The organism is Methylomonas sp. MgM2 (assembly GCF_054172045.1).
Map to the genome: position 1 here is coordinate 1 of NZ_JBSYXO010000019.1, position 21,273 is coordinate 21,273.

At 51.2% G+C, this 21,273-nt stretch carries 23 protein-coding genes and 1 tRNA gene; 18 read left to right on the forward strand and 6 right to left on the reverse strand.

The features are described 5' to 3' along the window. The first annotated feature begins 183 nt into the window (after positions 1 to 183). Positions 184 to 447 carry a hypothetical protein gene (locus ACW73I_RS14370; RefSeq protein ID WP_458030083.1) on the forward strand — a complete coding sequence of 88 codons (264 nt, stop codon included), beginning with the start codon at positions 184 to 186 and terminating at the stop codon, positions 445 to 447. Positions 448 to 546: 99 nt separating this feature from the next. Here ACW73I_RS14370 and ACW73I_RS14375 read toward each other — a convergent pair whose 3' ends face one another. The 6 genes from ACW73I_RS14375 to ACW73I_RS14400 form a co-directional block, all read right to left on the reverse strand. Next, positions 547 to 1,419, reverse strand: a complete 873-nt coding sequence (locus tag ACW73I_RS14375; protein WP_458030084.1) for a restriction endonuclease — start codon at positions 1,417 to 1,419, stop codon at positions 547 to 549. A gap of 73 nt (positions 1,420 to 1,492) precedes the next feature. Then, a complete protein-coding gene (locus ACW73I_RS14380) occupies positions 1,493 to 1,771 on the reverse strand; it encodes a hypothetical protein (protein WP_458030085.1) in 279 nt (92 codons plus the stop codon). Between the two features lie 126 nt (positions 1,772 to 1,897). After that, positions 1,898 to 1,974, reverse strand: a tRNA-Pro gene (locus ACW73I_RS14385). 167 nt (positions 1,975 to 2,141) lie between these two features. Beyond that, positions 2,142 to 4,532, reverse strand: a complete 2,391-nt coding sequence (locus tag ACW73I_RS14390) for a Lon protease family protein (RefSeq protein ID WP_458030086.1) — start codon at positions 4,530 to 4,532, stop codon at positions 2,142 to 2,144. Positions 4,533 to 4,540: 8 nt separating this feature from the next. Continuing rightward, a complete protein-coding gene (ribA, locus tag ACW73I_RS14395; protein ID WP_458030087.1) occupies positions 4,541 to 5,149 on the reverse strand; it encodes a GTP cyclohydrolase II in 609 nt (202 codons plus the stop codon). Positions 5,150 to 5,163: 14 nt separating this feature from the next. After that, positions 5,164 to 5,382, reverse strand: coding sequence for a DUF7230 family protein (locus ACW73I_RS14400; RefSeq protein WP_458030088.1), 219 nt, complete (start codon positions 5,380 to 5,382; stop codon positions 5,164 to 5,166). A gap of 68 nt (positions 5,383 to 5,450) precedes the next feature. Here ACW73I_RS14400 and mnmG point away from each other — a divergent pair, with 68 nt between their 5' ends. The 17 genes from mnmG to ACW73I_RS14485 all read left to right on the forward strand — a co-directional run bounded on the left by mnmG (position 5,451) and on the right by ACW73I_RS14485 (position 21,115). Next, a complete protein-coding gene (gene mnmG / locus ACW73I_RS14405; RefSeq protein WP_458030089.1) occupies positions 5,451 to 7,319 on the forward strand; it encodes a tRNA uridine-5-carboxymethylaminomethyl(34) synthesis enzyme MnmG in 1,869 nt (622 codons plus the stop codon). Then, complete coding sequence (gene rsmG, locus ACW73I_RS14410; RefSeq protein ID WP_458030090.1) at positions 7,319 to 7,945, forward strand: 16S rRNA (guanine(527)-N(7))-methyltransferase RsmG; 627 nt, start codon at positions 7,319 to 7,321, stop codon at positions 7,943 to 7,945. The genes mnmG and rsmG overlap by 1 nt, the downstream gene beginning before the upstream one ends. Then, on the forward strand, positions 7,938 to 8,714 hold the full coding sequence (locus ACW73I_RS14415; RefSeq protein ID WP_458030091.1) for a ParA family protein: 777 nt from the start codon (positions 7,938 to 7,940) through the stop codon (positions 8,712 to 8,714). The genes rsmG and ACW73I_RS14415 overlap by 8 nt, the downstream gene beginning before the upstream one ends. After that, complete coding sequence (locus ACW73I_RS14420; protein ID WP_458030092.1) at positions 8,711 to 9,568, forward strand: ParB/RepB/Spo0J family partition protein; 858 nt, start codon at positions 8,711 to 8,713, stop codon at positions 9,566 to 9,568. The genes ACW73I_RS14415 and ACW73I_RS14420 overlap by 4 nt, the downstream gene beginning before the upstream one ends. 265 nt (positions 9,569 to 9,833) lie before the next feature. Then, positions 9,834 to 10,205, forward strand: a complete 372-nt coding sequence (locus ACW73I_RS14425; protein WP_458030093.1) for an ATP synthase subunit I — start codon at positions 9,834 to 9,836, stop codon at positions 10,203 to 10,205. 14 nt (positions 10,206 to 10,219) lie between these two features. After that, entirely contained in the window at positions 10,220 to 10,984 is a 765-nt protein-coding gene (atpB, locus tag ACW73I_RS14430; RefSeq protein ID WP_458030094.1) for a F0F1 ATP synthase subunit A, read from the forward strand. A gap of 42 nt (positions 10,985 to 11,026) precedes the next feature. Beyond that, positions 11,027 to 11,311 (forward strand): F0F1 ATP synthase subunit C, encoded by a 285-nt coding sequence (atpE, locus tag ACW73I_RS14435; RefSeq protein ID WP_020484117.1) that lies wholly within the window; start codon positions 11,027 to 11,029, stop codon positions 11,309 to 11,311. Between the two features lie 112 nt (positions 11,312 to 11,423). Further along, on the forward strand, positions 11,424 to 11,897 hold the full coding sequence (locus ACW73I_RS14440) for a F0F1 ATP synthase subunit B (RefSeq protein WP_458030095.1): 474 nt from the start codon (positions 11,424 to 11,426) through the stop codon (positions 11,895 to 11,897). 3 nt (positions 11,898 to 11,900) lie between these two features. Continuing rightward, positions 11,901 to 12,431: a F0F1 ATP synthase subunit delta gene (locus ACW73I_RS14445; protein ID WP_458030096.1), complete on the forward strand. Its 531-nt coding sequence runs from the start codon at positions 11,901 to 11,903 to the stop codon at positions 12,429 to 12,431. 21 nt (positions 12,432 to 12,452) lie between these two features. Continuing rightward, positions 12,453 to 13,994, forward strand: a complete 1,542-nt coding sequence (gene atpA / locus ACW73I_RS14450; protein WP_458030097.1) for a F0F1 ATP synthase subunit alpha — start codon at positions 12,453 to 12,455, stop codon at positions 13,992 to 13,994. An 11-nt stretch (positions 13,995 to 14,005) separates the two neighbouring features. Next, on the forward strand, positions 14,006 to 14,869 hold the full coding sequence (atpG, locus tag ACW73I_RS14455; RefSeq protein ID WP_458030098.1) for a F0F1 ATP synthase subunit gamma: 864 nt from the start codon (positions 14,006 to 14,008) through the stop codon (positions 14,867 to 14,869). A gap of 42 nt (positions 14,870 to 14,911) precedes the next feature. Then, entirely contained in the window at positions 14,912 to 16,291 is a 1,380-nt protein-coding gene (gene atpD / locus ACW73I_RS14460) for a F0F1 ATP synthase subunit beta (RefSeq protein WP_458030099.1), read from the forward strand. A gap of 24 nt (positions 16,292 to 16,315) precedes the next feature. After that, positions 16,316 to 16,738 carry a F0F1 ATP synthase subunit epsilon gene (locus tag ACW73I_RS14465; RefSeq protein WP_458030100.1) on the forward strand — a complete coding sequence of 141 codons (423 nt, stop codon included), beginning with the start codon at positions 16,316 to 16,318 and terminating at the stop codon, positions 16,736 to 16,738. 75 nt (positions 16,739 to 16,813) lie between these two features. Then, a complete protein-coding gene (gene glmU / locus ACW73I_RS14470; RefSeq protein WP_458030101.1) occupies positions 16,814 to 18,334 on the forward strand; it encodes a bifunctional UDP-N-acetylglucosamine diphosphorylase/glucosamine-1-phosphate N-acetyltransferase GlmU in 1,521 nt (506 codons plus the stop codon). Between the two features lies 1 nt (position 18,335). After that, a complete protein-coding gene (gene glmS, locus ACW73I_RS14475; protein ID WP_458030102.1) occupies positions 18,336 to 20,165 on the forward strand; it encodes a glutamine--fructose-6-phosphate transaminase (isomerizing) in 1,830 nt (609 codons plus the stop codon). Between the two features lie 127 nt (positions 20,166 to 20,292). Further along, the gene (locus tag ACW73I_RS14480; protein ID WP_458030103.1) at positions 20,293 to 20,685 is read left to right on the forward strand and encodes a hypothetical protein; all 393 of its coding nucleotides are present in this window, start codon (positions 20,293 to 20,295) and stop codon (positions 20,683 to 20,685) included. A 13-nt stretch (positions 20,686 to 20,698) separates the two neighbouring features. Continuing rightward, complete coding sequence (locus tag ACW73I_RS14485) at positions 20,699 to 21,115, forward strand: hypothetical protein (RefSeq protein ID WP_458030104.1); 417 nt, start codon at positions 20,699 to 20,701, stop codon at positions 21,113 to 21,115. Positions 21,116 to 21,273: the final 158 nt, after the last annotated feature.

Below are 21,273 nucleotides of genomic sequence, written 5' to 3' on the forward strand. Positions count from 1 at the left end.
TCGTTCGTCATGCTCACCTCTACTAACAGTATAAAGTCTGCTTCTAGAAGTGGCCGGGTTCATTAAACCATTTCACATCGATGCGAATGAAGGATTGAAATATTTGAAAGAGAAATATGCCGAATATACCAAGGGTGTGCTTGATCACATATCTTGAAAAGCTCTTGGGACTCGTGAATTTACTTGGTTGAAGTGATCACATCTGAAATTGTAGCAATTGCTGGCGCGCTTGCAGGGGTTTTACTCGGTGGTTTGATAAATTACTTTGCAAGCCGAAGTGTAAAAAATCACGAGTGGAAGCTCGCAATTGCGAAGGAACAAAGTGTGGTTCGACAAAAGCTATATTCCGAATTTCTTGTTGAGGCGCAAAGATTGGTTATCCAATCTCACGACGAAAAGGCTTCCACACTAAATGAATTAAATGTATTGGGAAATTTGCAGAAATAGCCGACCCAGGTCACCCAGTCAAAGAAAAAAAACATGAAACATACCAAGCAGACACTAAAACTGTTTTAGAAAACATCCAATGTGCATCTAAAGCTTCTGCTAATTTATAGCCCTAACACCACGGCATTTTGGAAACGCCGAACAGCCCCAGAAAGCGTTACCAGCATTGGCGCCTTGTTTGGCTATTCGCTTTACCATAGCACCACCGCATTTGGGACAAGAAGGATTAGTTGCAATGGCTTCGGGCTTAACGGTATCAAGAATCCTAGATGATATATCTGCTTGGGGTTGCATTGATCGAGCTGTTTTGGCTTTTTCAATCATTCGACTAAGCCCTGAACCATCAATCAATTCGATATTTCGTCCTTTGGCAAAGGACTTTGCATCTTCTGTAAAGGTGCCAGAAGTTACTACAAATCCTCCTGTTGCGCCTTGCGCCGCCATCACACCATAAAGTTCGCGCACAATGTTCACCGATACTTTAAATGCTCTCCATTGCTTGCATTGAACCAAAAAAATTTCGCCGCCCTTCTTTAACATCAAGTCGATGCCGCCGTCCGCACCTCCACCGCCTGTTTCACTCACTGAATAGCCTTTCATTCGGAATGCTTCACCAACTAGCAACTCAAACTCTTGCCAGCTCAGACTCCGCAGCGTGTTTCCAGAGCTATCGCGGCCCGTAACCAAAACCAATTCTTCCCGCTTACGCCGCCCCAAAAACGATGTAATTGCTCCAGCGATAAACACCAGTGGGAGAATATATTGCCCATATGCCGCCAGCATTTTTGTCATTTGGCCAACAACCATCTGGCCAATTTGCCCAGGCACTGCCGTCGTCTGTGCCTCAGCAATCGCATAACGATGCAAGATCACGTATGCAATGATGGCAAGTAGTGCTCCTACCCACCAAGGTAATACTGCTGTAATTTCGTACAAATCTTCAATTACACTACTTTTCTTTCTTCTTGCCATGATTCCCTTTATGCTAATGGAAACTACTTAAATATCGACTTTATCGAAGTCTGGAAATTTGACCTTCAAGCGTTCAATAGTTGAACGCTGTTTTGGTGTCGTAGGCTTGCAGACAGTATTTTGGTTTCCGACATTTAATCGGTACGAAGTAATCGCAACGTTCCGGATCAAAGACATACTCCTTGTGATAGTTACCACGCTTTGCAACACCAAGAATAGGGACTTCACCATTGGCAGTGGTTATCGTGAAAGTTACGGTGGGTTGCGAACGACCAGTTACGCGCCCGACACCACCGAAACCGGCTCCGGGTATTTTGACCCGTACGTTGGTTTTTCGAATTGTGTACGCCATAAGAAATCCCCAAATTTAGGGTTACAAAAACGGCATGGTGTACGTTTTGGTTTGCCCGTCGCGTTTTCTTCTAGCGTGTTAACCGATGGCATTTGAAAATAATCCTTTATTTTCAATAAACTGCGCTGGTCGGAGTGAGAGGATTCGAACCTCCGGCCCCTGCCTCCCGAAGGCAGTGCTCTACCAGGCTGAGCTACACTCCGAATTGGGTTTGCGAATTTTACAGGTTTTTTGGATCTTGCTCACTAATCTTATGGCGATAGAGAGAGTCTTCTCCCAGGCGCATGCATCCGTGCCGGCAATGAATCGAGGGGGCTACGTGTTCACGGGCACTTTCGATCGCGGAACAGTATAAACGAAATCAAAGCGTTTATTCCGATTCAGCTTCCTTGTCGTCATCCTGAGTCATTTCGGAAATTTCTTTTAAACGGGCGACGGCTTTGAAATTGATGCTATGTTCCGGATAATTTCCGTCGGCGTTGAGCGCGCCCGCTTCCTGTCCCATTAGCAATGTCAGGGTTTCGTCGACGTTCGATACGGTGTATATCGAGAACAGACCGCGTTCGACGGCGTCGATGACTTCCCGTTTTAGCATCAGATTGGGCTTGTTCGATGCCGGGATGATGACGCCCTGCCGGCCGGTAAGATCGCGCGCGGCACAGAGTGCGAAAAAGCCTTCGATTTTTTCGTTGACGCCGCCGATGGCTTGCACTTCGCCGTATTGGTTGATCGAGCCGGTCAGGGCAAAACCTTGTTTGATCGGAATCCGGGTTAAGGCGGAAATCAAGCAGCACAGTTCGGCCAACGCGGCGCTGTCGCCGTCGATGTGGCCGTAGGATTGCTCCATCGCGATGCTGGCGGAAATCGCCAGCGGAAATTGCTGGGCATAGCAGTGGCCGAGATAGCCGGTCAAGATCATCACGCCTTTGGAATGGATGGCCTGGCCCAGTTCGACCTCGCGCTCGATGTCGACGATGCCGCGCGAACCGGGATGCACGGTGGTGGTGATCCTGGCCGGAGCCCCGAAACTACTGCCGCCGATGTCCATGACGGTCAGGCCGTTGACCTTGCCAACGGCTTCCCCGTCGGTGTCGATCAAGATCGTGCCTTCCAGCATTTCTTCCAGCACCGCTTCGGCGATGCGGCCGTTCCGCTGCTCCCTGGCCGCTAGCGCCAATTCGATTTCGGCTTGATCGATTTGGGCGGCGCCGGTTTGATCGGCCAGCAAATTGGCTTCGGCAATAATTTCCAAACAATTGTTGACATGCGCCGAGAGCCGGCTTTGATGCTCGGCCAGTCTGCAACTGTGTTCGATCAAGCGCAGCAAGGCGGCATCGGTTAACGGTTTGGTGCCGGCGTCTTTGGCCTGCGAAATCATCAAATGGCTAAACTGGGCGATGTTTTCCGGCGTGCGTCTGATGTGATCGTCGAAATCCGCCAGCACGCGAAACATCTCGTTGAATTCGCTATCGAGCTCTTCCAGTAGATAATAGATGTCGCGGGAACCGACCAGGATGACTTTGACGTTTAACGGAATCACCTCGGGCTTCAGCGTAATCGTATTGATGCCGAGTTCCGAATACGGCGATTCGATTTCGATTTTACCGGCCTTCAGCGCCCGTTTTAGACCTTCCCATACGAAGGGATAGGTCAATATTTTTTCCGCATCCAGTATCAGGTAGCCGCCGTTGGCCCGGTGTAGGGAGCCCGGACAGATACGCCGGTAATTGGTGACCAGGGTGCCTTGGTCGCTGATGTATTCGATGCGTCCGAACAAGTTTTGAAAAGTCGGATGCGGTTCGTAAATGACCGGCGCGCCGTTGCTGTCGTGTTTGCAATCGACCAGAATATTGGGCAAATACTGTTCGATCAGTAACTGGCGCTTGACGGTGCTTTCGCGGGCTTCCTGGCTACGGCTAGGCATCAGGAAGTCGCTGATGGTATTGCTTAAATTTTTCTCGATTTCCGCCAAATAGGTGATCACGTCGTCGACGTTCTGATATTTGGCGTTGAGTTCGGCAAATAAGGGTTCCAGCGCCTGTTTGATCGTGTCGTTATCCAGTTGGCGCAACTCTTCCACCAAGGAGCGCCGCCATTGCGGTAACTCCAATAACACGGTGCCAAGGTACTCTTCCAGTTCTTCGGTGTGCTGATGAAACTGTTCGCGATCTTGTTGCGGGAGCAGGGTGAATTGCTCTTCGTCCAGGGCCTTGTTATCGCGAATCGGTAAAAACGTGATGGTTTCGCTATCGCGGTATAAGGCTACGTTCATGGCCCTGGCCTTGTTGTCCACCAAGTCGATCGCGGCGTTATAGCGCTGGTTGAAACGGCGCTCGATGACGCTTTTCTTTTGCTGGTAGCTGGGGCTTTCGAAGGCGGCCGGAAAAGTGGCCAGGATGTTGTCGATTAACTTTTCGATGTCCTTGGCGAATTCGTGGCCTTCACCGGAGGGTAGTTCTATGGAAACCGGTTCGCGCGGATTTTCGAAATTGTCGACATAGGCATACGATAACGGGGATTCTTGCTTTTCCGCATAGCTTGCCAAATATTGGCTGACCATGGACAGCCGCCCCGTGCCGGGCTCGCCCATCACGAAGATGTTGTAACCCGGCGACTTCATCGCCACGCCGAAAGTCAGCGCCGATTGCGCGCGGGATTGTCCGACGATGCTTTGTTGCCGTGGCGTTTGGCCAAGGCCGATCTGATTTAGATCGATAGTGACTTTTAATGCCGCTGGGGGCAGTTTCAAATGTTCTAGCATTGCGACAATTATTTCTTATCCGGCACCTTTAGCAGATGGCGCATGCGCTCCATTTTGGTTTTCAAATAACTGAGGTTGTCGTGATGAACATGGGTCTCGATTGGAATCCTGTCGTTGACCAGTATGCCGAGCTTGGTTAGTTCGTCGATTTTTTGCGGATTGTTGGTGATCAGCGAAATCGAGTGGACTTGAAGGCTATTCAGAATCAGCGCGGCGATGTCGTATTGGCGCTCGTCGGCCAGATGGCCCAACTTGATGTTGGCGTCGACGGTATCCAAGCCTTGGTCTTGCAGGTTATAGGCCTGGAGCTTTTTCAATAAGCCGATGCCCCGGCCTTCTTGACGCAGGTAAATCAGGATGCCGAAGCCGGCGTTATTGATGATATCCAGCGCCATGTCCAGTTGTTCGCCGCAGTCGCAGCGGCGCGAACCCAGCACGTCGCCGGTGAAACACTCCGAATGGATGCGGACCGGCACGTCGTCTTTGCCGCTTACCTCGCCTTTGACGAAGGCCACGTGTTCTTTATCGTCCAGGCTGTTGGTGTAGTAATGGAGAATGAATTCGCCGTATTTGGTTGGAATCCGGGTTTGTACTTTATCTTCTATCGTTGCTTTCACAGAGGCTGAAATCCTTAAAATCCGGCATGAACGGCATTGCCCGCGTCGAAGCCTTGCTCAAGCGCCTTGCCGAAAGCGGTTGAGAAAGGCTCCCGCGCGGGGTGCTTGGCCTTGCGTTGGTATTTACGTTTGTCGGAAAAAACTTGGCTTTTATTGTAGTGGTGGGCGAATTTAGCGACCGGGTTTTTAATCGGGATTTCGCGCAAGCCTTTGGCTTTATTTCGTTTTCTCATGCTTTTTTCTCCATAAGCTATTAAAATAGCGATTTCATTCGAACCGTTTATTTGAACATAGATTGCCTGTGAAATTCCAGAAAGACTTTGATGTGATCGTGGTGGGTGGTGGTCATGCCGGAACGGAAGCGGCATTGGCGGCGGCGCGCAGCGGGGTGCAAACGCTGTTGTTGACGCAAAACATCGAAACCTTGGGGCAAATGAGCTGCAATCCGGCGATCGGCGGCATAGGCAAAGGCCACTTGGTCAAGGAAGTCGACGCGCTAGGAGGCATCATGGCGCAGGCCATCGATAAAGGCGGTATCCAGTTTAGGATTCTGAACGCCAGCAAAGGTCCTGCCGTGCGAGCCACCCGGGCCCAAGCCGACCGGCAACTTTATAAACAAGCGGTGCGCAGCGCGTTGGAAAATCAGCCGAATCTGGCTTTGTTTCAGCAAACGGTGTCCGATTTGATCGTGCAAGGCGAACGGGTCGTCGGCGTCAAAACTCAAATGGGTTTGGAATTCAAAGCCAAAGCCGTGGTGTTGACCGCCGGCACGTTTTTGGCCGGGCGCATTCATATCGGTTTGGAAAATTATAGCGGAGGCCGCGCCGGCGACGCGGCTTCGGTGGCGCTGGCGGAGCGTTTGCGCGAGCTGCCGTTTCGTGTCGGCCGCTTGAAAACCGGCACGCCGCCGCGTATCGACGGCCGCACCATCGACTACGCCAAATTACAGGAACAACACGGCGATACGCCCTTGCCGGTGTTTTCGTTCATGGGTAGCCGCGATCAGCATCCTCGGCAGGTGTGCTGCCATATCACCCGCACCAATGCCGAAACTCACGACATCATACGCTCCGGCCTGGACCGGTCGCCGATGTATTCCGGCATCATCGAAGGCGTAGGCCCGCGTTATTGCCCGTCGATCGAAGATAAAGTCGTGCGCTTCGCCGAGCGCGATTCTCATCAGATTTTCGTCGAGCCGGAAGGCTTGAATACCAACGAAGTCTATCCCAACGGCATATCGACCAGTCTACCGTTCGACGTGCAATACCGTTTCATCCGGACGATGCCGGGCTTCGAAAATGCCGAAATCGTCAGGCCGGGTTACGCGATCGAATACGACTTCTTCGACCCGCGCGACTTGAAAACCTCGTTGGAAACCAAACACATGAACGCCCTCTTCTTCGCCGGTCAAATCAACGGCACCACCGGCTACGAGGAAGCGGCCGCGCAAGGCTTGATCGCCGGCCTGAATGCGGCGCGCTTGGCACAGGGTTTGGAAAGCTGGTGTCCGGGCCGGGAAGAAGCCTATATCGGCGTGATGATAGACGACCTGATCACGCGCGGTACTTCGGAGCCGTACCGGATGTTTACCAGCCGGGCCGAATACCGCTTGCAATTGCGCGAAGACAACGCCGATCTGCGCTTGACCGAAAAAGGCCGGGAATTGGGTTTGGTGGACGACGAACGTTGGCGCCGTTTCGAACAAAAACGCGAAGCGATTGCCAACTTACAGGGTAAGTTGGCCAAGAAGTGGATCAGAACCGAAACCGAGGAAGCGGATTTGGCCGAACAATTGTGGGGCAAAAAGCTGTTGAAAGAAGTCAGCTTGACCGATATGTTGCGGCGTCCGGAAGTGGATATCGATAATTTGTTGAGGCTTGCCGGGGAATCCGATGTCGATGAACAAGTGGCGGAACAGGTGGCCATTCAAGCCAAATACGCCGGCTACATTGACCGCCAGCAAACCGAAATCAGCCGCACTCAGCGTTACGAGCATTTGAAACTGCCGGACAATGTCGATTACAGTCTGGTGTCCGGCTTGTCGAACGAAGTCAGCGAAAAGCTGAAAAAACAGCGTCCGGAAACCTTGGGACAAGCCTCGCGGATTCCCGGCGTCACGCCGGCGGCGATTTCCTTGCTGCTAGTGCATCTGAAAAAGAAAAGCGCTTGATGCAGGATTGCCACGATAAACTGGTCCGGGGTCTTGCAGCCTTGGGTCTAGCTATTCCCGAACTTCAACAGGATCAGCTGCTGAGTTTTATCCAGCTCATCGTAAAATGGAACAAGGCTTATAATCTGACCGCAGTGCGCGACCCGTTGGAGATGGTCAGTTTGCATTTATTGGATAGCCTGGCCATATTGCCGCATGTCAAGCCGCCGCGTATCGCCGACATCGGCACCGGCGCCGGTTTGCCGGGTATTCCGTTGGCGGTTTGCATGCCGGACTGCCATTTTAGCTTGGTGGATTCCAATTCCAAGAAAACCCGTTTTGTACGGCAGGCGGTACTGGAATTGAAACTAAACAACGTCGAGGTGCTGCATAGTCGAGTAGAATTGCTGGAACCGGAAAAACTGTATTCGACGGTGATCAGTCGGGCATTCGCCGGTATGAGCGACATTGTGCAGTTGAGCCGGCATTTATTGGCCGATGGCGGTTTGCTGCTGGCCATGAAAGGGCAGGTTCCCGAGCAAGAATTAACGCAATTGGATTCGAATTATTTTGTCATTCCGTTAAAAGTGCCCGGTGTCGATGCCGAGCGCTGTTTAATTTGTCTGGAGAATCAAAAGCATGGCTAAGATTATCGCGGTGACCAATCAAAAAGGCGGAGTGGGTAAAACCACAACCAGCGTTAATCTGGCGGCCGCCTTTGCCGCAACCAAACGTAAAGTGTTGTTGATCGATCTGGATCCGCAAGGCAATGCCGCGATGGGTTGCGGCGTGAATAAAGACGAGCTTGAATATTCCAGCTGTGAATTGTTATTGGAAGAAGTGCCAGTCAGCGAAATCGTCATCAAGAATCAAGAGTTAGGCTTTGACCTGATTCCGGGCAATGCCGATCTGACCGCGGCGGAAGTGCAATTGATGAGCGCCCAGCATCGCGAACGCCGATTGGCCGATGCCTTGTTGCCGATCAAGGACGGATACGATTATATCCTGATCGATTGCCCGCCCTCGCTGAATATGTTGACCTTGAACGCGATGGTGGCCGCCAATAGTGTGCTGATTCCCATGCAGTGTGAGTATTATGCCTTGGAAGGGCTGTCGTCCTTGATGTCGACCTTGCGTAATATTCGTGATTCCGTGAATCCGGGATTAGTGCTCGAAGGCATTCTACGAACCATGGTCGACAACAGAAGTCGGCTGGGCAAGGATGTTTCCGATCAATTGGTGGAATATTTTGCGGACAAAGTGTTCCGGACCACGATTCCCAGAAACATCCGCTTGGCCGAGGCGCCCAGTCACGGCGTGCCCGTCTTGGCTTATGACAAATCCTCGCGAGGCGCGCTAGCCTATATTGCCTTGGCGGGCGAAATGATCAGAAAAGAGAAAGCAAGCAAACGATGATGCAGAAAAAACGTGGACTAGGACGAGGTTTAAGTGAATTACTCGGCGACGTCGCGCCTGCCTCGGCGGCCAAGGATAAGTCTCATGACGTGCTGAAGGTGCCGATCGAGTTCTTGCAGCGCGGCAGATATCAGCCGCGTAAGGATATCGACCCTGAAAAGCTTAAGGAATTGTCGGATTCGATTGCCGCGCAGGGCATTATTCAGCCGATCGTGGTTCGGAAAATCGGTGATAATCAATATGAAATCATTGCCGGCGAGCGGCGTTGGCGGGCTGCGCAACTGGCCGAACTTTCCGAAGTGCCGGTCGTGGTCAAGGACATTGACGATAGATCGGTGATGGCGGTGGCGTTGATCGAAAATATTCAGCGCGAAGACTTGAACGCGCTGGAAGAGGCCGAAGCTCTACATCGTTTATTGGATGAGTTCGAGTTGACCCACCAGCAAATCGCCGAGTCGATCGGCAAATCGCGTGCGACGGTGACCAATCTGTTGCGTTTATTGGATTTGGCGGGCGACGTAAAAAACATGCTGAGCCGCGGTCAGCTGGAAATGGGTCATGCACGTGCCCTAATCGGTTTGGATGAGTCCAAACAGATCGAAATAGCCAACAAGGCGGTCAAGCAAGGCTTGACCGTGCGTGTCGTCGAAAAGTTGGTGCGAGAGCTGCACCAGGACAAACCGGTCCAGGCGCCGAAGAAGATCGATCCTGATACTATGCGCTTGCAGCGTGAGCTTAGTGAAAGAATCGGGGCTAGGGTAGAGATTAATCATCAAAACGGCGGTAAGGGTAAATTGATTTTCTCTTATGCCAGTTTGGAAGAATTGGAAGGCATCATTAAAAGAATCAATTGACATAAAAACGACAATTATTAAAAGGTTTTAGTTGTTCTATGCCCTTTTGTCGCTTTTGCTACAAATAGTATGGTTTTTTATTTACCATAAAATCAGTAAGTTATGTTTTGGCATGGGTATTGCCTATTGTTGCGGAGGCTGCCGAGGGGGATTCGCTGAGGTGATTTTGGGCAGTCTTGATGAAGCGGGAAACAATCATCGAGCTTCTTTGCTTTAAGTCCGTGGATTGGTATAATCGGCGAGCTTAACGGTCGAGAGGATGGATATGGCAGTCGAAAATCATTTTTCTACTGTCGGTAAAATATTATATATGCAAGTCCTGATGGCCTTATTGGTAGCCTCGGGGTTTTTATTGCTAGGCGGATGGGGTAAGGCGGTTTCTCCGCTTATCGGAAGCGCTATCGCTTTGCTGCCGAACTTTTACTTTGCATATAAGGTTTACCTTGCCAGACATCAGTCAGCTCAAGGTGTCGTCAACGCGTTTTATGCCGGCGAAACCGTAAAGCTGGTCCTCACCGCGGCTCTTTTTACGATTGTTTTACAGATCCCGTCTGTTGATTTTTTAACGCTGCTGGTTGGTTATATCGCAGTGTTGTCAGTTTTTTGGTTCGCGCTCTTTTATTGGCGCGATTATTGATATTGCGAGGCAAAATGGCTAGTGAAGGTGGCGCTACAGGTTATATTGTCCATCACTTGACACCGTTATCGGCGGGTGAGGGATTTTGGACATTGCATCTGGATACCCTGTTTTTTTCTTGGGTATTGGGCGGATTGTTTATCTGGTTCTTTAAGACGGTTGCTGAGCGGGCGACTTCCGGCGTGCCGGGCCTAGCTCAGAATATTGCCGAGTCGATAGTCGAATTCGTCGACGCCCAAGTCAAAGACACTTTTCACGGCCGTAGCGAGCTGATTGCACCATTGGCATTGACTATTTTCTGCTGGGTGTTTCTATGGAACTCGATGGATTTGCTACCCGTGGATTTGTTGCCGCTGGTTGGTAGCTTGATGGGTATGGAATACATGCGCGTCGTACCGAGTACCGATTTGAATGGGACCTTTGCGCTATCTATTAGCGTATTCATCCTGATTTTCTTTTACAGCATTAAAGTCAAAGGTCTTTGGGGCTTTGCCAAAGAAATGACTTGTACGCCGTTCGGGCCGAAAATGTTGCCGTTCAACTTGTTGTTGAAAACCGTTGAAGAATTGGCCAAACCGATTTCATTAGGTCTGCGGTTATTTGGTAACCTATACGCGGGTGAGCTGGTATTCATCCTGATTGCTTTGTTGCCGCCAATTGTTCAGCCGTTGCTGGGTTTCCCTTGGGCCGTATTTCATATTCTGGTCATTACGCTACAAGCCTTCATATTCATGGTGTTGACCATCGTTTATTTGAGCTTGGCCTGTGAAGACCATTAATAGTTTTATTTTTTACATTCATATCAATACTTAGGAGACACTATGGAACTCGCATCATTAATTGCCAACGTTCAAGGCTTCACTGTAATTGCCGTAGGCATCATCTTGGGCCTGGGCGCAATCGGTACCGCTATCGGTTTCGGTTTGCTGGGTGGCAAATTCCTGGAAGGCGCGGCGCGTCAACCAGAGTTGGTTCCTATGTTGCAAGTCAAAATGTTCATCATCGCCGGTTTGCTTGACGCGGTAACCATGATCGGTGTTGGTTTGGCGCTGATGCTGACCTTCGCAAACCCATTCCTTTCAGCTGTTCAATCTGTTGCCGGTTAACCGAAAAGATTAATCTGTTCGGAGAAGACATCCGTCTTTATCTAACTACTGTCCGCCTAGTCGGCCGTAGTAGACAGATACACATGAAAACAGCATAACGAGGAAACCATCAATGAGTATCAATGTTACTCTGATCGGGCAGATGATTACCTTCACGCTTCTGGTATGGTTTACCATGAAGTATGTCTGGCCACCCATCATTGCCGCGTTGGAAGAGCGCAAAGCCAAGATCGCCGACGGTTTGGCCGCCGCCGAAAAGGGCCGGGAAGAGGTTAAACTGGCTGAAAAGAAAGCTGTTAGCGTCTTAAAAGAGGCTAAGGAGCAATCGGCGGAAATTATTGCATCCGCCCAAAAGCGCGCGAATGAATTGGTAGAGGAAGCCAAATTGCAAGCCCGGAAAGAAGGCGAACGCCTGCTGGAGGCGGCGAAAGCTCAAATCGAGCAGGAATCGCTGCAAGCCAGGGAAAATTTACGCAAAGAAGTTTCGGCCTTGGCTTTACGTGCTGCTGAACAGATTTTGAAAGAAGAAATCGACAAAGCCAAGCATCAGGATCTTCTGAACAAAGCGGCGGAACAATTGGGTTAAGCGATGACTGAATTAGTGACATTAGCACGACCCTATGCCGAGGCCGCGTTCAAACGTGCGAAAGAATCCGGCACTACGGGAACATGGGCGGAGGCTTTGCAATTCTTATCAACGGTTCTCCAGGATGCCGACATGACGGCCATCGTCAATAATCCGAAAGTCAGTAGCGACAGACTCTTGCAACTGCTGTTGGATATTAGTCAGGATCAAATCGATGATGAAGTTAAAAATCTTCTGAAATTGCTGGTGCAAAACGGCAAATTGAAATTGCTGCCTCACATCTCTGTCTTGTACGAAGAATACAAGGCCAATGACGAAGGCTATGTTAATGTCGATCTTTACAGTGCCTATGCATTAACCAAAGCCGAACAATCCAAATACGTCGCGATGCTGGAAAGGTACCTGAACAAAAAGGTCAATGCCAGCGTTTCGGTCGACAAATCGTTGATCGGCGGAATACGTGCCAAAGCAGGCGACAAAGTGATAGACGGTTCTGTCAGCGGCCAGCTTCATCAATTAGCAAAACGGCTCTAAGAGCGAGATCGGGAAAATAAAATGCAATTAAATCCATCTGAAATAAGTGATCTGATCAAGAAGAAGATCGAGAATTTCGACGCCCAAATCGAGGCGCACTCGGAAGGTACTGTTGTCTCGGTAACCGACGGTATCGTTCGTGTACATGGTTTGTCGGACGCGATGCAAGGCGAAATGCTGGAATTTCCTGGCGGCTCTTACGGTATGGCATTGAACCTGGAAAGGGATTCCGTCGGTGCGGTCGTTCTAGGTAATTATAAGCACATCTCCGAAGGCGACACCGTCAAATGTACCGGCAAGATTCTGGAGGTACCGGTCGGTGATGCGATGTTGGGCCGCGTAGTCGATGCCTTGGGCAATCCTATCGACGGGAAAGGCGCCATTGATACGGCTTTGACCTCGCCTATCGAAAAAATCGCTCCGGGCGTTATCGCACGGCAATCGGTCGACCAGCCGGTACAAACCGGTCTGAAATCCATCGATTCGATGATTCCGATCGGCCGCGGCCAACGCGAGCTGATCATCGGCGATCGCCAAACCGGTAAAACCGCGATTGCGATCGACGCCATCATCAATCAAAAAGGCACCGGCATCAAATGTATCTATGTCGCGATCGGCCAAAAACGTTCGTCGATAGCCAACGTGGTGCGCAAGCTGGAAGAACACGGTGCGATGGATCACACTATCGTCGTCTCCGCGTCGGCTTCCGAATCGGCCGCGCTGCAATTCATCGCGCCTTATGCCGGTTGCGCGATGGGCGAATACTTCCGCGACAAAGGCGAAGATGCGCTGATCATCTACGACGACTTGACCAAACAAGCTTGGGCCTATCGCCAAATTTCCTTGTTGTTGCGCCGTCCGCCGGGCCGCGAAGCGTATCCGGGCGATGTGTTCTACATCCATTCGCGTCTGTTGGAACGCGCCGCGCGTATCAACGCGGCCGAAGTCGAAAAACTGACCGGCGGCAAAGTCAAAGGTCAAACCGGTTCCTTGACCGCATTGCCTATCATCGAAACCCAAGGCGGCGACGTTTCCGCGTTCGTACCGACCAACGTGATTTCGATCACCGACGGCCAGATCTTTCTGGAAACCGGCTTGTTCAACTCGGGTATTCGTCCTGCGGTCAACGCCGGTTTGTCTGTATCCCGCGTGGGCGGCGCCGCGCAAACCAAGATCATTAAAAAGCTGGGCGGCGGTATTCGTCTGGACTTGGCCCAATATCGCGAGTTGGCGGCCTTTGCTCAGTTCGCATCCGACCTGGACGAAGCGACCCGCAAACAAATCGAACGCGGTCAACGTGTCACCGAGTTGATGAAACAAAATCAGTACGCGCCGATGCCGGTCGCCGATATGGCGGTTTCATTGTACGCGGCCAATGCCGGTTTCCTGGACCCGATCGACGTCAAAAAAGTACGCGATTTCGAAGCCGCTCTTTTGTCTTTCATGAAAGCCGAAGAGTCCGAGTTGATGGCGAAAATCAACGAAAAAGGCGACTATAACGACGACATTCAAAACGGCGTGCACGCTGCCATCGAACGTTTCGTCAAAACCCATAGCTGGTAAAGGATAGTCTCATGGCTGTTGGCAAAGAGGTACGCGGAAAGATCGCGAGCATCAAGAACACTCAGAAGATCACTCGCGCCATGGAAATGGTGGCCGCGAGCAAAATGCGTAAAACCAGAGATCGCATGCAGGCGACACGCCCCTACTCCAAAAAGATCAGTCAGATCATCAACCATCTGTCGCATGCCAATCCGGAGTATATACATCCGTTTATGGTCGAGCGTGAAGTCAAGCGAGTAGGGATCATCATTATCAGTTCCGATAGAGGTTTGTGCGGCGGATTGAACGCCAACTTGTTCAGAACGATTTTGACCGCGATGCAGAAATGGAACGGGCAGAACATCGAAATCGATCTGGCGACTATCGGCGGTAAAGCGGCTGCGTTTTTCAGCAATATTAATGCGCATATCATCGGCCAGGTCTCAAAGCTCGGAGACACCCCGCATCAAATGGACATCATCGGCGTGATCAAAATCATGCTGGATGCGTTCTTGGGCGGGAAGATCGACCAGTTGTACGTGTTCAATAACGAGTTCGTCAACACGATGACGCAAAAACCGGTCATGACCCAATTATTGCCGGTCATGGCCAGCAGTCTGGAAGAGGATTTGTCGGGGCATTGGGATTATATCTATGAACCCGGTGCGCAAGAAGTTCTGGATCAATTGCTGCAACGCTATGTCGAGTCCATCGTTTACCAGGGGCTGGTCGAGAACAATGCCTGCGAACAGGCGGCGCGTATGGTTGCGATGAAAAGCGCATCCGATAACGCCGGCAACATCATCAAAGAATTGCAACTTGTGTACAACAAGGCCAGACAAGCGGCAATCACGCAGGAAATCTCGGAAATTGTCGGCGGTGCCGCGGCGGTTTAACGCATTCACAAGTTTAGATAGATTTTAAAAGAGGACGACACAATGAGTTTGGGTAAAATCGTTCAGATTATCGGGGCGGTCGTAGACGTGGAATTTCCGCGGGAACAGATGCCGAAAGTATATGACGCGCTGAATGTCGAAGGCGGATTGGTACTGGAAGTTCAACAACAACTGGGCGACGGCGTGGTTCGTACCATCGCGATGGGTTCCACCGACGGCTTGAAACGCGGTGTCGACGTGACCAACACCGGCGAAGGCATCAAAGTGCCGGTCGGTCAGGAAACGCTGGGTCGTATCATGAACGTGTTGGGCGACGCCATCGACGAAAAAGGTCCGATCGGCGAAAAAGAAAAATGGGTCATCCATCGCGATGCGCCGGCTTACGACGAACAAGCGCCCGCCAATGAATTGCTGGAAACCGGCATCAAGGTGATCGACTTGGTTTGCCCGTTCGCGAAAGGCGGTAAAGTCGGCCTGTTCGGCGGCGCCGGTGTCGGTAAAACCGTCAACATGATGGAGCTGATCCGTAATATCGCGATCGAGCATAGCGGTTACTCGGTATTCGCCGGTGTAGGCGAACGTACCCGCGAAGGTAACGACTTCTACCACGAAATGACCGAATCCAACGTATTGGATAAAGTATCTCTGGTTTACGGCCAAATGAACGAGCCGCCCGGAAACCGTTTGCGCGTCGCGTTGACCGGTTTGACCATGGCGGAATTCTTCCGCGACGAAGGCCGCGACGTGTTGTTCTTCGTCGACAACATCTACCGTTACACTCTCGCCGGTACCGAAGTATCGGCGCTGTTGGGCCGTATGCCTTCCGCGGTAGGTTACCAACCGACGCTGGCCGAAGAGATGGGTGTATTGCAAGAGCGTATTACCTCGACCAAAACGGGATCCATTACCTCTATCCAAGCGGTTTACGTACCGGCCGACGACTTGACCGACCCGTCGCCTGCTACCACTTTCGCGCACTTGGATGCGACCGTAGTACTGTCCCGTCAGATCGCCGAGTTGGGTATCTATCCTGCGATCGATCCTTTGGATTCCACCAGCCGTCAGCTGGACCCTCTGGTCATCGGCCAAGAACATTACGACACCGCGCGAGCGGTACAAGGCGTGTTGCAACGCTACAAAGAATTGCGCGACATCATCGCCATCTTGGGTATGGACGAACTGTCGGAAGAAGACAAGCTGATCGTGTCTCGTGCTCGTAAGATTCAACGTTTCTTGTCGCAACCGTTCTTCGTGGCCGAAGTCTTTACCGGTTCGCCCGGCAAATACGTATCGTTGAAAGACACCATTGCCGGCTTTAAAGGCATTATTGCCGGGGATTACGACGATTTGCCGGAACAAGCGTTTTACATGGTGGGCAGCATCGAAGAAGCCGTCGAAAAAGCCAAAAGCAGCAAAAAATAATTTGGCTCACTAGAGGAGATTTGAATGGTCATGACCATACATGTAGACATCGTCAGTGCAGAGCAGGAGGTTTACTCCGGTCTGGCCGAGATGCTGTTCGCGCCGGCCGAAATGGGCGAAGTGGGCATAGCTCCTCGCCATGCGCCGCTGATCACCCGTTTGAAACCGGGTGAGGTTCGGGTCAAAATCTCGGATAAGGAAAGTCAGGAATATTACATTTCCGGCGGCTTGCTCGAAGTGCAGCCGCACGTCGTGACCGTGCTGGCCGATACCGCGATTCGGGCGAAAGATATCGACGAAGCGAAAGCACTCGAAGCAAAAGCCCGCGCAGAAGAAATGCTCCGAGACAAATCCGGCAAGATTGACTATGCTATTGCACAGGCACAGCTGGCTGAAGCCGTCATGCAGCTAAGAACGCTGGAACGATTGAGAAAACGCGGTCACTGATCCGTTAGCTTCGTATAAATAGATAAGCCCGATAACGCCTGCGTCATCGGGCTTTTTTAGTTTAAAGGATAAGACATGTCGATAAAAACCATCATTTTGGCAGCCGGACAGGGCACACGCATGCGTTCCGCTCTGCCGAAGGTTCTGCACGAACTCGCGAACAAGCCTTTGTTACAACACGTCTATGAAACCAGCTTATCCTTGCCTGATAACCGGGTATTCATAATCTATGGGCACGGCGGCGAAATCGTCAAACAAAGACTCCATGAATTCGATGTAACCTGGATAGAGCAACGCCGGCAGCTTGGAACCGGTCACGCGGTGCAGCAGGCGATAGACTATGTAGACGATAGCGATACGGTGTTGGTGCTGTACGGCGACGTGCCGCTGATCAAGGCCAAGACGCTCGAGACCCTGCTCAAGAAAGTCAGTCTCACCTCGTTGGCACTCTTGACGGTAGCGCTTGACGACCCGACCGGCTATGGCCGTATCGTCAGAGACAAGGATCATGCCGTGATCAAAATCGTCGAACAAAAAGATGCCAACGAAAGCGAGTTGCGAATCAACGAGGGCAATACCGGTATTCTGGCTTGTAAGGGTAGTCAGCTGAAAGGCTGGTTATCTCGCTTGAGCAATAACAATGCGCAAAACGAATATTATCTGACCGATATCATCGAAATGGCGGTGGACGACGGCTTAAGCATAGAAACCAGTCAAGCCGAAAGCCAGGATGAGGTGTTGGGAGTCAACAACCGCATCCAACTCGCACATTTGGAACGCGTTTATCAAGCCGAGCAGGCGCAGAATTTGATGGAGCGCGGGGTCACTTTACGCGATCCGGCCAGGCTCGACGTCCGCGGCGAATTTGCGGAACTGGGCCAGGACATCGACATCGATATCAACGTCATATTCGAAGGGGTCAACCGAATCGGCTCCAACGTCAAAATCGGACCGAATTGCTTGATCAAAAATTCCAGCATTGCGGAAGGCGTCGAGGTATTAGCGAACAGCGTCATCGAAGATGCGGTCGTCGGCGCGAACAGTCGGATAGGGCCGTTCGCTCGCTTAAGGCCTCAAGCCGAACTCGCCGACCACGTGCATATCGGCAATTTTGTCGAGATCAAAAAATCCAGCGTCGCCAGCGGCAGCAAAATCAATCACCTCAGCTATATCGGCGATAGCGAAATCGGCAGCAAGGTCAATATCGGCGCCGGGACGATCACCTGTAATTACGACGGCGTCAACAAGTTCAAAACCGTCATCGAAGACGGCGCATTCATCGGTTCGGACACCCAGTTGGTTGCGCCAGTCACTGTCGGCAAGAACGCTACCATCGGAGCGGGTTCGACCATCACCCGTGATACGCCGGAGGAGCAACTGACCTTGAGCCGCGTCAAGCAGATCAGTATTCCCGGATGGACGCGTCCGACCAAGCAGGCAGAGATCGTTCCTGACAATCGCCTGTACTCGGCATCTGCTCCCGGCGATGCCCTAACTTCTGCATCCTTGCAGTCGTCCCAACCTCTTTGTAAGTCGGCAGAAACTGTTACAGACAGTTCCCTGCACTCCTTACATCCCAGTAAGTCGGAGAATTAATATGTGTGGCATAGTCGCAGGCATCGCCCAACGCAATGTGGTGCCGATTTTAATCGAAGGCTTGAAACGGCTGGAATACCGCGGCTACGATTCAGCCGGATTGGCGGTGATAAGCGATGGCGAGATTTACCGTAAGCGCGAACTGGGTAAGGTGAAGGGTCTGGAAACATTGATCCAAAGCGACCCGATCAGCGGACACATAGGTATTGCACATACACGCTGGGCGACTCACGGCAAGCCGAGTACGCTTAACGCGCATCCGCATGTCAGCCGCGAAAAGGTAGCGGTAGTGCATAACGGCATCATCGAAAATCACGACCATCTTAGAAATACCCTACAACAGAACGGTTATCAATTTACTTCGGAAACCGATACCGAAGTGATCGTCCACAAAATAGACGAAGAATTGGTAAAGACGACCGATTTACTGGCCGCGGTAAAGTCGACTTTGTCGCATCTGGAAGGCGCCTATGCCTTGGGTGTGATCAGCAGTGATCAACCCGACACCTTGGTGGCCTGCCGCAAGGGCAGCCCGTTGGTGATCGGTATCGGTATCGGCGAATACTTCATCGCATCGGACATGGCCGCCCTGCTGCCGGTTACGCAACGCTTCATATTTCTGGAAGACGGTGACGTCGCCGAACTGAAAACCGATAGTCTGAAAATTTACGATAAAAACAATGCGCCGGTCGAACGGCCGATCATCGAAAGCCAGCTCAGACCCGACTCGGTGGACAAAGGCAAATATCGTCATTACATGCTCAAGGAAATTTACGAGCAAGCCTGGGCGGTTTCGGAAACCTTGGAAGGCCGCTTCGTCGGAAATCGCTTGCAAGACTCCGCCTTCGGGCACCAAGCGGCCGAAATTTTCAATCAAATCAAATCGGTACAAATCATTGCTTGCGGTACCAGTTATCACGCAGGCCTGGTTGCGCGCTATTGGTTCGAGAAACTGGCCCGGGTGCCTTGCGCGGTCGAAGTCGCCAGCGAATTCAGGTACCGCAATCCGGTGATTTCGCCGGATACCTTGGTCGTCACGATATCCCAATCCGGCGAAACCGCCGATACCCTGGCGGCGTTGCAGGAGGCGAAAAAACTGGGGGTCAAACATTCGCTGGTCATCTGCAACGCGCCGGAAAGTTCCTTGGTACGGGAATCCGAACTGGTCATGATGACGCGCGCGGGTCCGGAAATCGGCGTGGCATCGACCAAAGCCTTTACCACCCAATTGGTGGCTCTCCTGATGCTGGTCGTTGCGGTTGGACGGCGTTTTGCCTTGACCAAGGAATGGGAAGAGCTAATCGTTTCCGAGTTGTTTGCCCTGCCCGGCAATATCGAAAAAGTATTGCAGCTGGACGAGACGGTCGAGGAATTGTCCAAGCAATTTGCGGATAAAGAAAACGCCTTATTTTTGGGCCGCGGATCGCATTATCCGATCGCGATGGAAGGCGCGTTGAAATTGAAGGAAATTTCCTATATTCACGCCGAAGCCTATCCGGCCGGCGAGTTGAAGCATGGGCCTTTGGCCTTGATCGACGCCGAAATGCCGGTCGTTACCGTGGCCCCTAACAACACTCTGTTGGAAAAGCTGAAATCCAACATTCAGGAAGTCAGCGCCCGCGGCGGCCAATTGATCGTGTTCATGGACGAAACCTTGGGCGAAAGCGACGACGAAAACGTGCAAATCATCAAGATGCCGAGCGTAGCCAACATCGTCTCGCCGCTGATTTATACGATCCCGTTACAACTGCTGTCCTACCATGTCGCGGTATTGAAAGGCACGGATGTCGACCAGCCGCGCAACTTGGCTAAGTCTGTGACGGTGGAATAAGAAAATAGAACCCGGATTGGCCGCTTGTAGGAAGGCGATAAAGTATCATACTAGGTAATAAAGTTGCATACTGACGCCGTTAAGTCTAGACTCGTACCAAGAGCGAAGACTTAGCGGCTTTTTGTTTATGGCGAAAAAATGTTACCAAAATTCGGACTTAAAGCATCAGAAATGGATAAAAGAGGGGCGTGGCTCCGGTTATGGGCAAGACTATAAACCCTGGCTAACGATAAAGAACGTCCCCTCGGAAGGCCGTTCTCACCGGATATTTGGGCATAAGTGTCAACGTACCCGCCATTTATTATCCGATCTTGAATTGGCGGTATTTTTTATACTTGAATGGCATAAAGATACGATCGACATTCGAGAGCAATTCCCATTGCACATAGACGACACGCGCACGATCGCTGACGAGGCGCAAATTAAGTACCCAGGCATTCGCGGCATGTTGCATATCATGAGTTGCGATTTTTTAGTCGATACTCATGATTTCCAAAGGCCCGGATTTGCCCTATGTTGACGCCGGGCGAAAATTGGCCGAACTTCCGGATTTAACGCTAGAAGATATTCTGTTGTTGGATAGGGTGCAAAAGCGTAAACCTCTAACAAACGAACAGGCAAAGTATCTTAAAGGTCAATGCCTTATCGAAGGGCGAAAACCAAACTACCACATTTTAGCCCGAGTTGCCGATCACAGTGGCGATCGGGCTCAATATATCCGTCATCGCGCCTTTGATGACCAACATTATAAGCAGCTTATAGTCGAATATTTGGAGAAGTTTGGAATCGCCAAACGTGCAGACATTAATCGGCTGTTATTAGACAAGTTACCGGACGTTTTGGATGCCACCCAAAAAGACAATAAAATAAAAAACTTGCTACAGGCCTTGAAACAAGAGGGATTGATCGAGCCGGAGGGGAAATCCTGGCGAATGTCTAGACGGCAATGATTTAGACATTTCTAGATATTTTTAGATATTTTTATAACGCTTAGCTTCGGTATTTAGGGCTTTTATAACATCCGTCGAATGTTTGAAAATGCGATCATGGCCATCTCCTTCTAGGCGCCTGCTTTGAAGCGGAATAAATCTATTGACAAAATATATGA

Excerpts from the sequence above, each read along its gene's own strand:
- ACW73I_RS14375 (WP_458030084.1), bottom strand. The coding sequence starts at position 1,419 with ATGGCAAGAAGAAAGAAAAGTAGTGTAATTGAAGATTTGTACGAAATT.
- ACW73I_RS14380 (WP_458030085.1), bottom strand. The coding sequence starts at position 1,771 with ATGGCGTACACAATTCGAAAAACCAACGTACGGGTCAAAATACCCGGA.
- ACW73I_RS14390 (WP_458030086.1), bottom strand. The coding sequence starts at position 4,532 with ATGCTAGAACATTTGAAACTGCCCCCAGCGGCATTAAAAGTCACTATC.
- ACW73I_RS14400 (WP_458030088.1), bottom strand. The coding sequence starts at position 5,382 with ATGAGAAAACGAAATAAAGCCAAAGGCTTGCGCGAAATCCCGATTAAA.
- rsmG (WP_458030090.1), top strand. The coding sequence starts at position 7,319 with ATGCAGGATTGCCACGATAAACTGGTCCGGGGTCTTGCAGCCTTGGGT.
- ACW73I_RS14415 (WP_458030091.1), top strand. The coding sequence starts at position 7,938 with ATGGCTAAGATTATCGCGGTGACCAATCAAAAAGGCGGAGTGGGTAAA.
- ACW73I_RS14420 (WP_458030092.1), top strand. The coding sequence starts at position 8,711 with ATGATGCAGAAAAAACGTGGACTAGGACGAGGTTTAAGTGAATTACTC.
- ACW73I_RS14425 (WP_458030093.1), top strand. The coding sequence starts at position 9,834 with ATGGCAGTCGAAAATCATTTTTCTACTGTCGGTAAAATATTATATATG.
- atpB (WP_458030094.1), top strand. The coding sequence starts at position 10,220 with ATGGCTAGTGAAGGTGGCGCTACAGGTTATATTGTCCATCACTTGACA.
- atpE (WP_020484117.1), top strand. The coding sequence starts at position 11,027 with ATGGAACTCGCATCATTAATTGCCAACGTTCAAGGCTTCACTGTAATT.
- ACW73I_RS14440 (WP_458030095.1), top strand. The coding sequence starts at position 11,424 with ATGAGTATCAATGTTACTCTGATCGGGCAGATGATTACCTTCACGCTT.
- ACW73I_RS14445 (WP_458030096.1), top strand. The coding sequence starts at position 11,901 with ATGACTGAATTAGTGACATTAGCACGACCCTATGCCGAGGCCGCGTTC.
- atpA (WP_458030097.1), top strand. The coding sequence starts at position 12,453 with ATGCAATTAAATCCATCTGAAATAAGTGATCTGATCAAGAAGAAGATC.
- atpG (WP_458030098.1), top strand. The coding sequence starts at position 14,006 with ATGGCTGTTGGCAAAGAGGTACGCGGAAAGATCGCGAGCATCAAGAAC.
- atpD (WP_458030099.1), top strand. The coding sequence starts at position 14,912 with ATGAGTTTGGGTAAAATCGTTCAGATTATCGGGGCGGTCGTAGACGTG.
- ACW73I_RS14465 (WP_458030100.1), top strand. The coding sequence starts at position 16,316 with ATGGTCATGACCATACATGTAGACATCGTCAGTGCAGAGCAGGAGGTT.
- glmU (WP_458030101.1), top strand. The coding sequence starts at position 16,814 with ATGTCGATAAAAACCATCATTTTGGCAGCCGGACAGGGCACACGCATG.
- glmS (WP_458030102.1), top strand. The coding sequence starts at position 18,336 with ATGTGTGGCATAGTCGCAGGCATCGCCCAACGCAATGTGGTGCCGATT.
- ACW73I_RS14480 (WP_458030103.1), top strand. The coding sequence starts at position 20,293 with ATGGCGAAAAAATGTTACCAAAATTCGGACTTAAAGCATCAGAAATGG.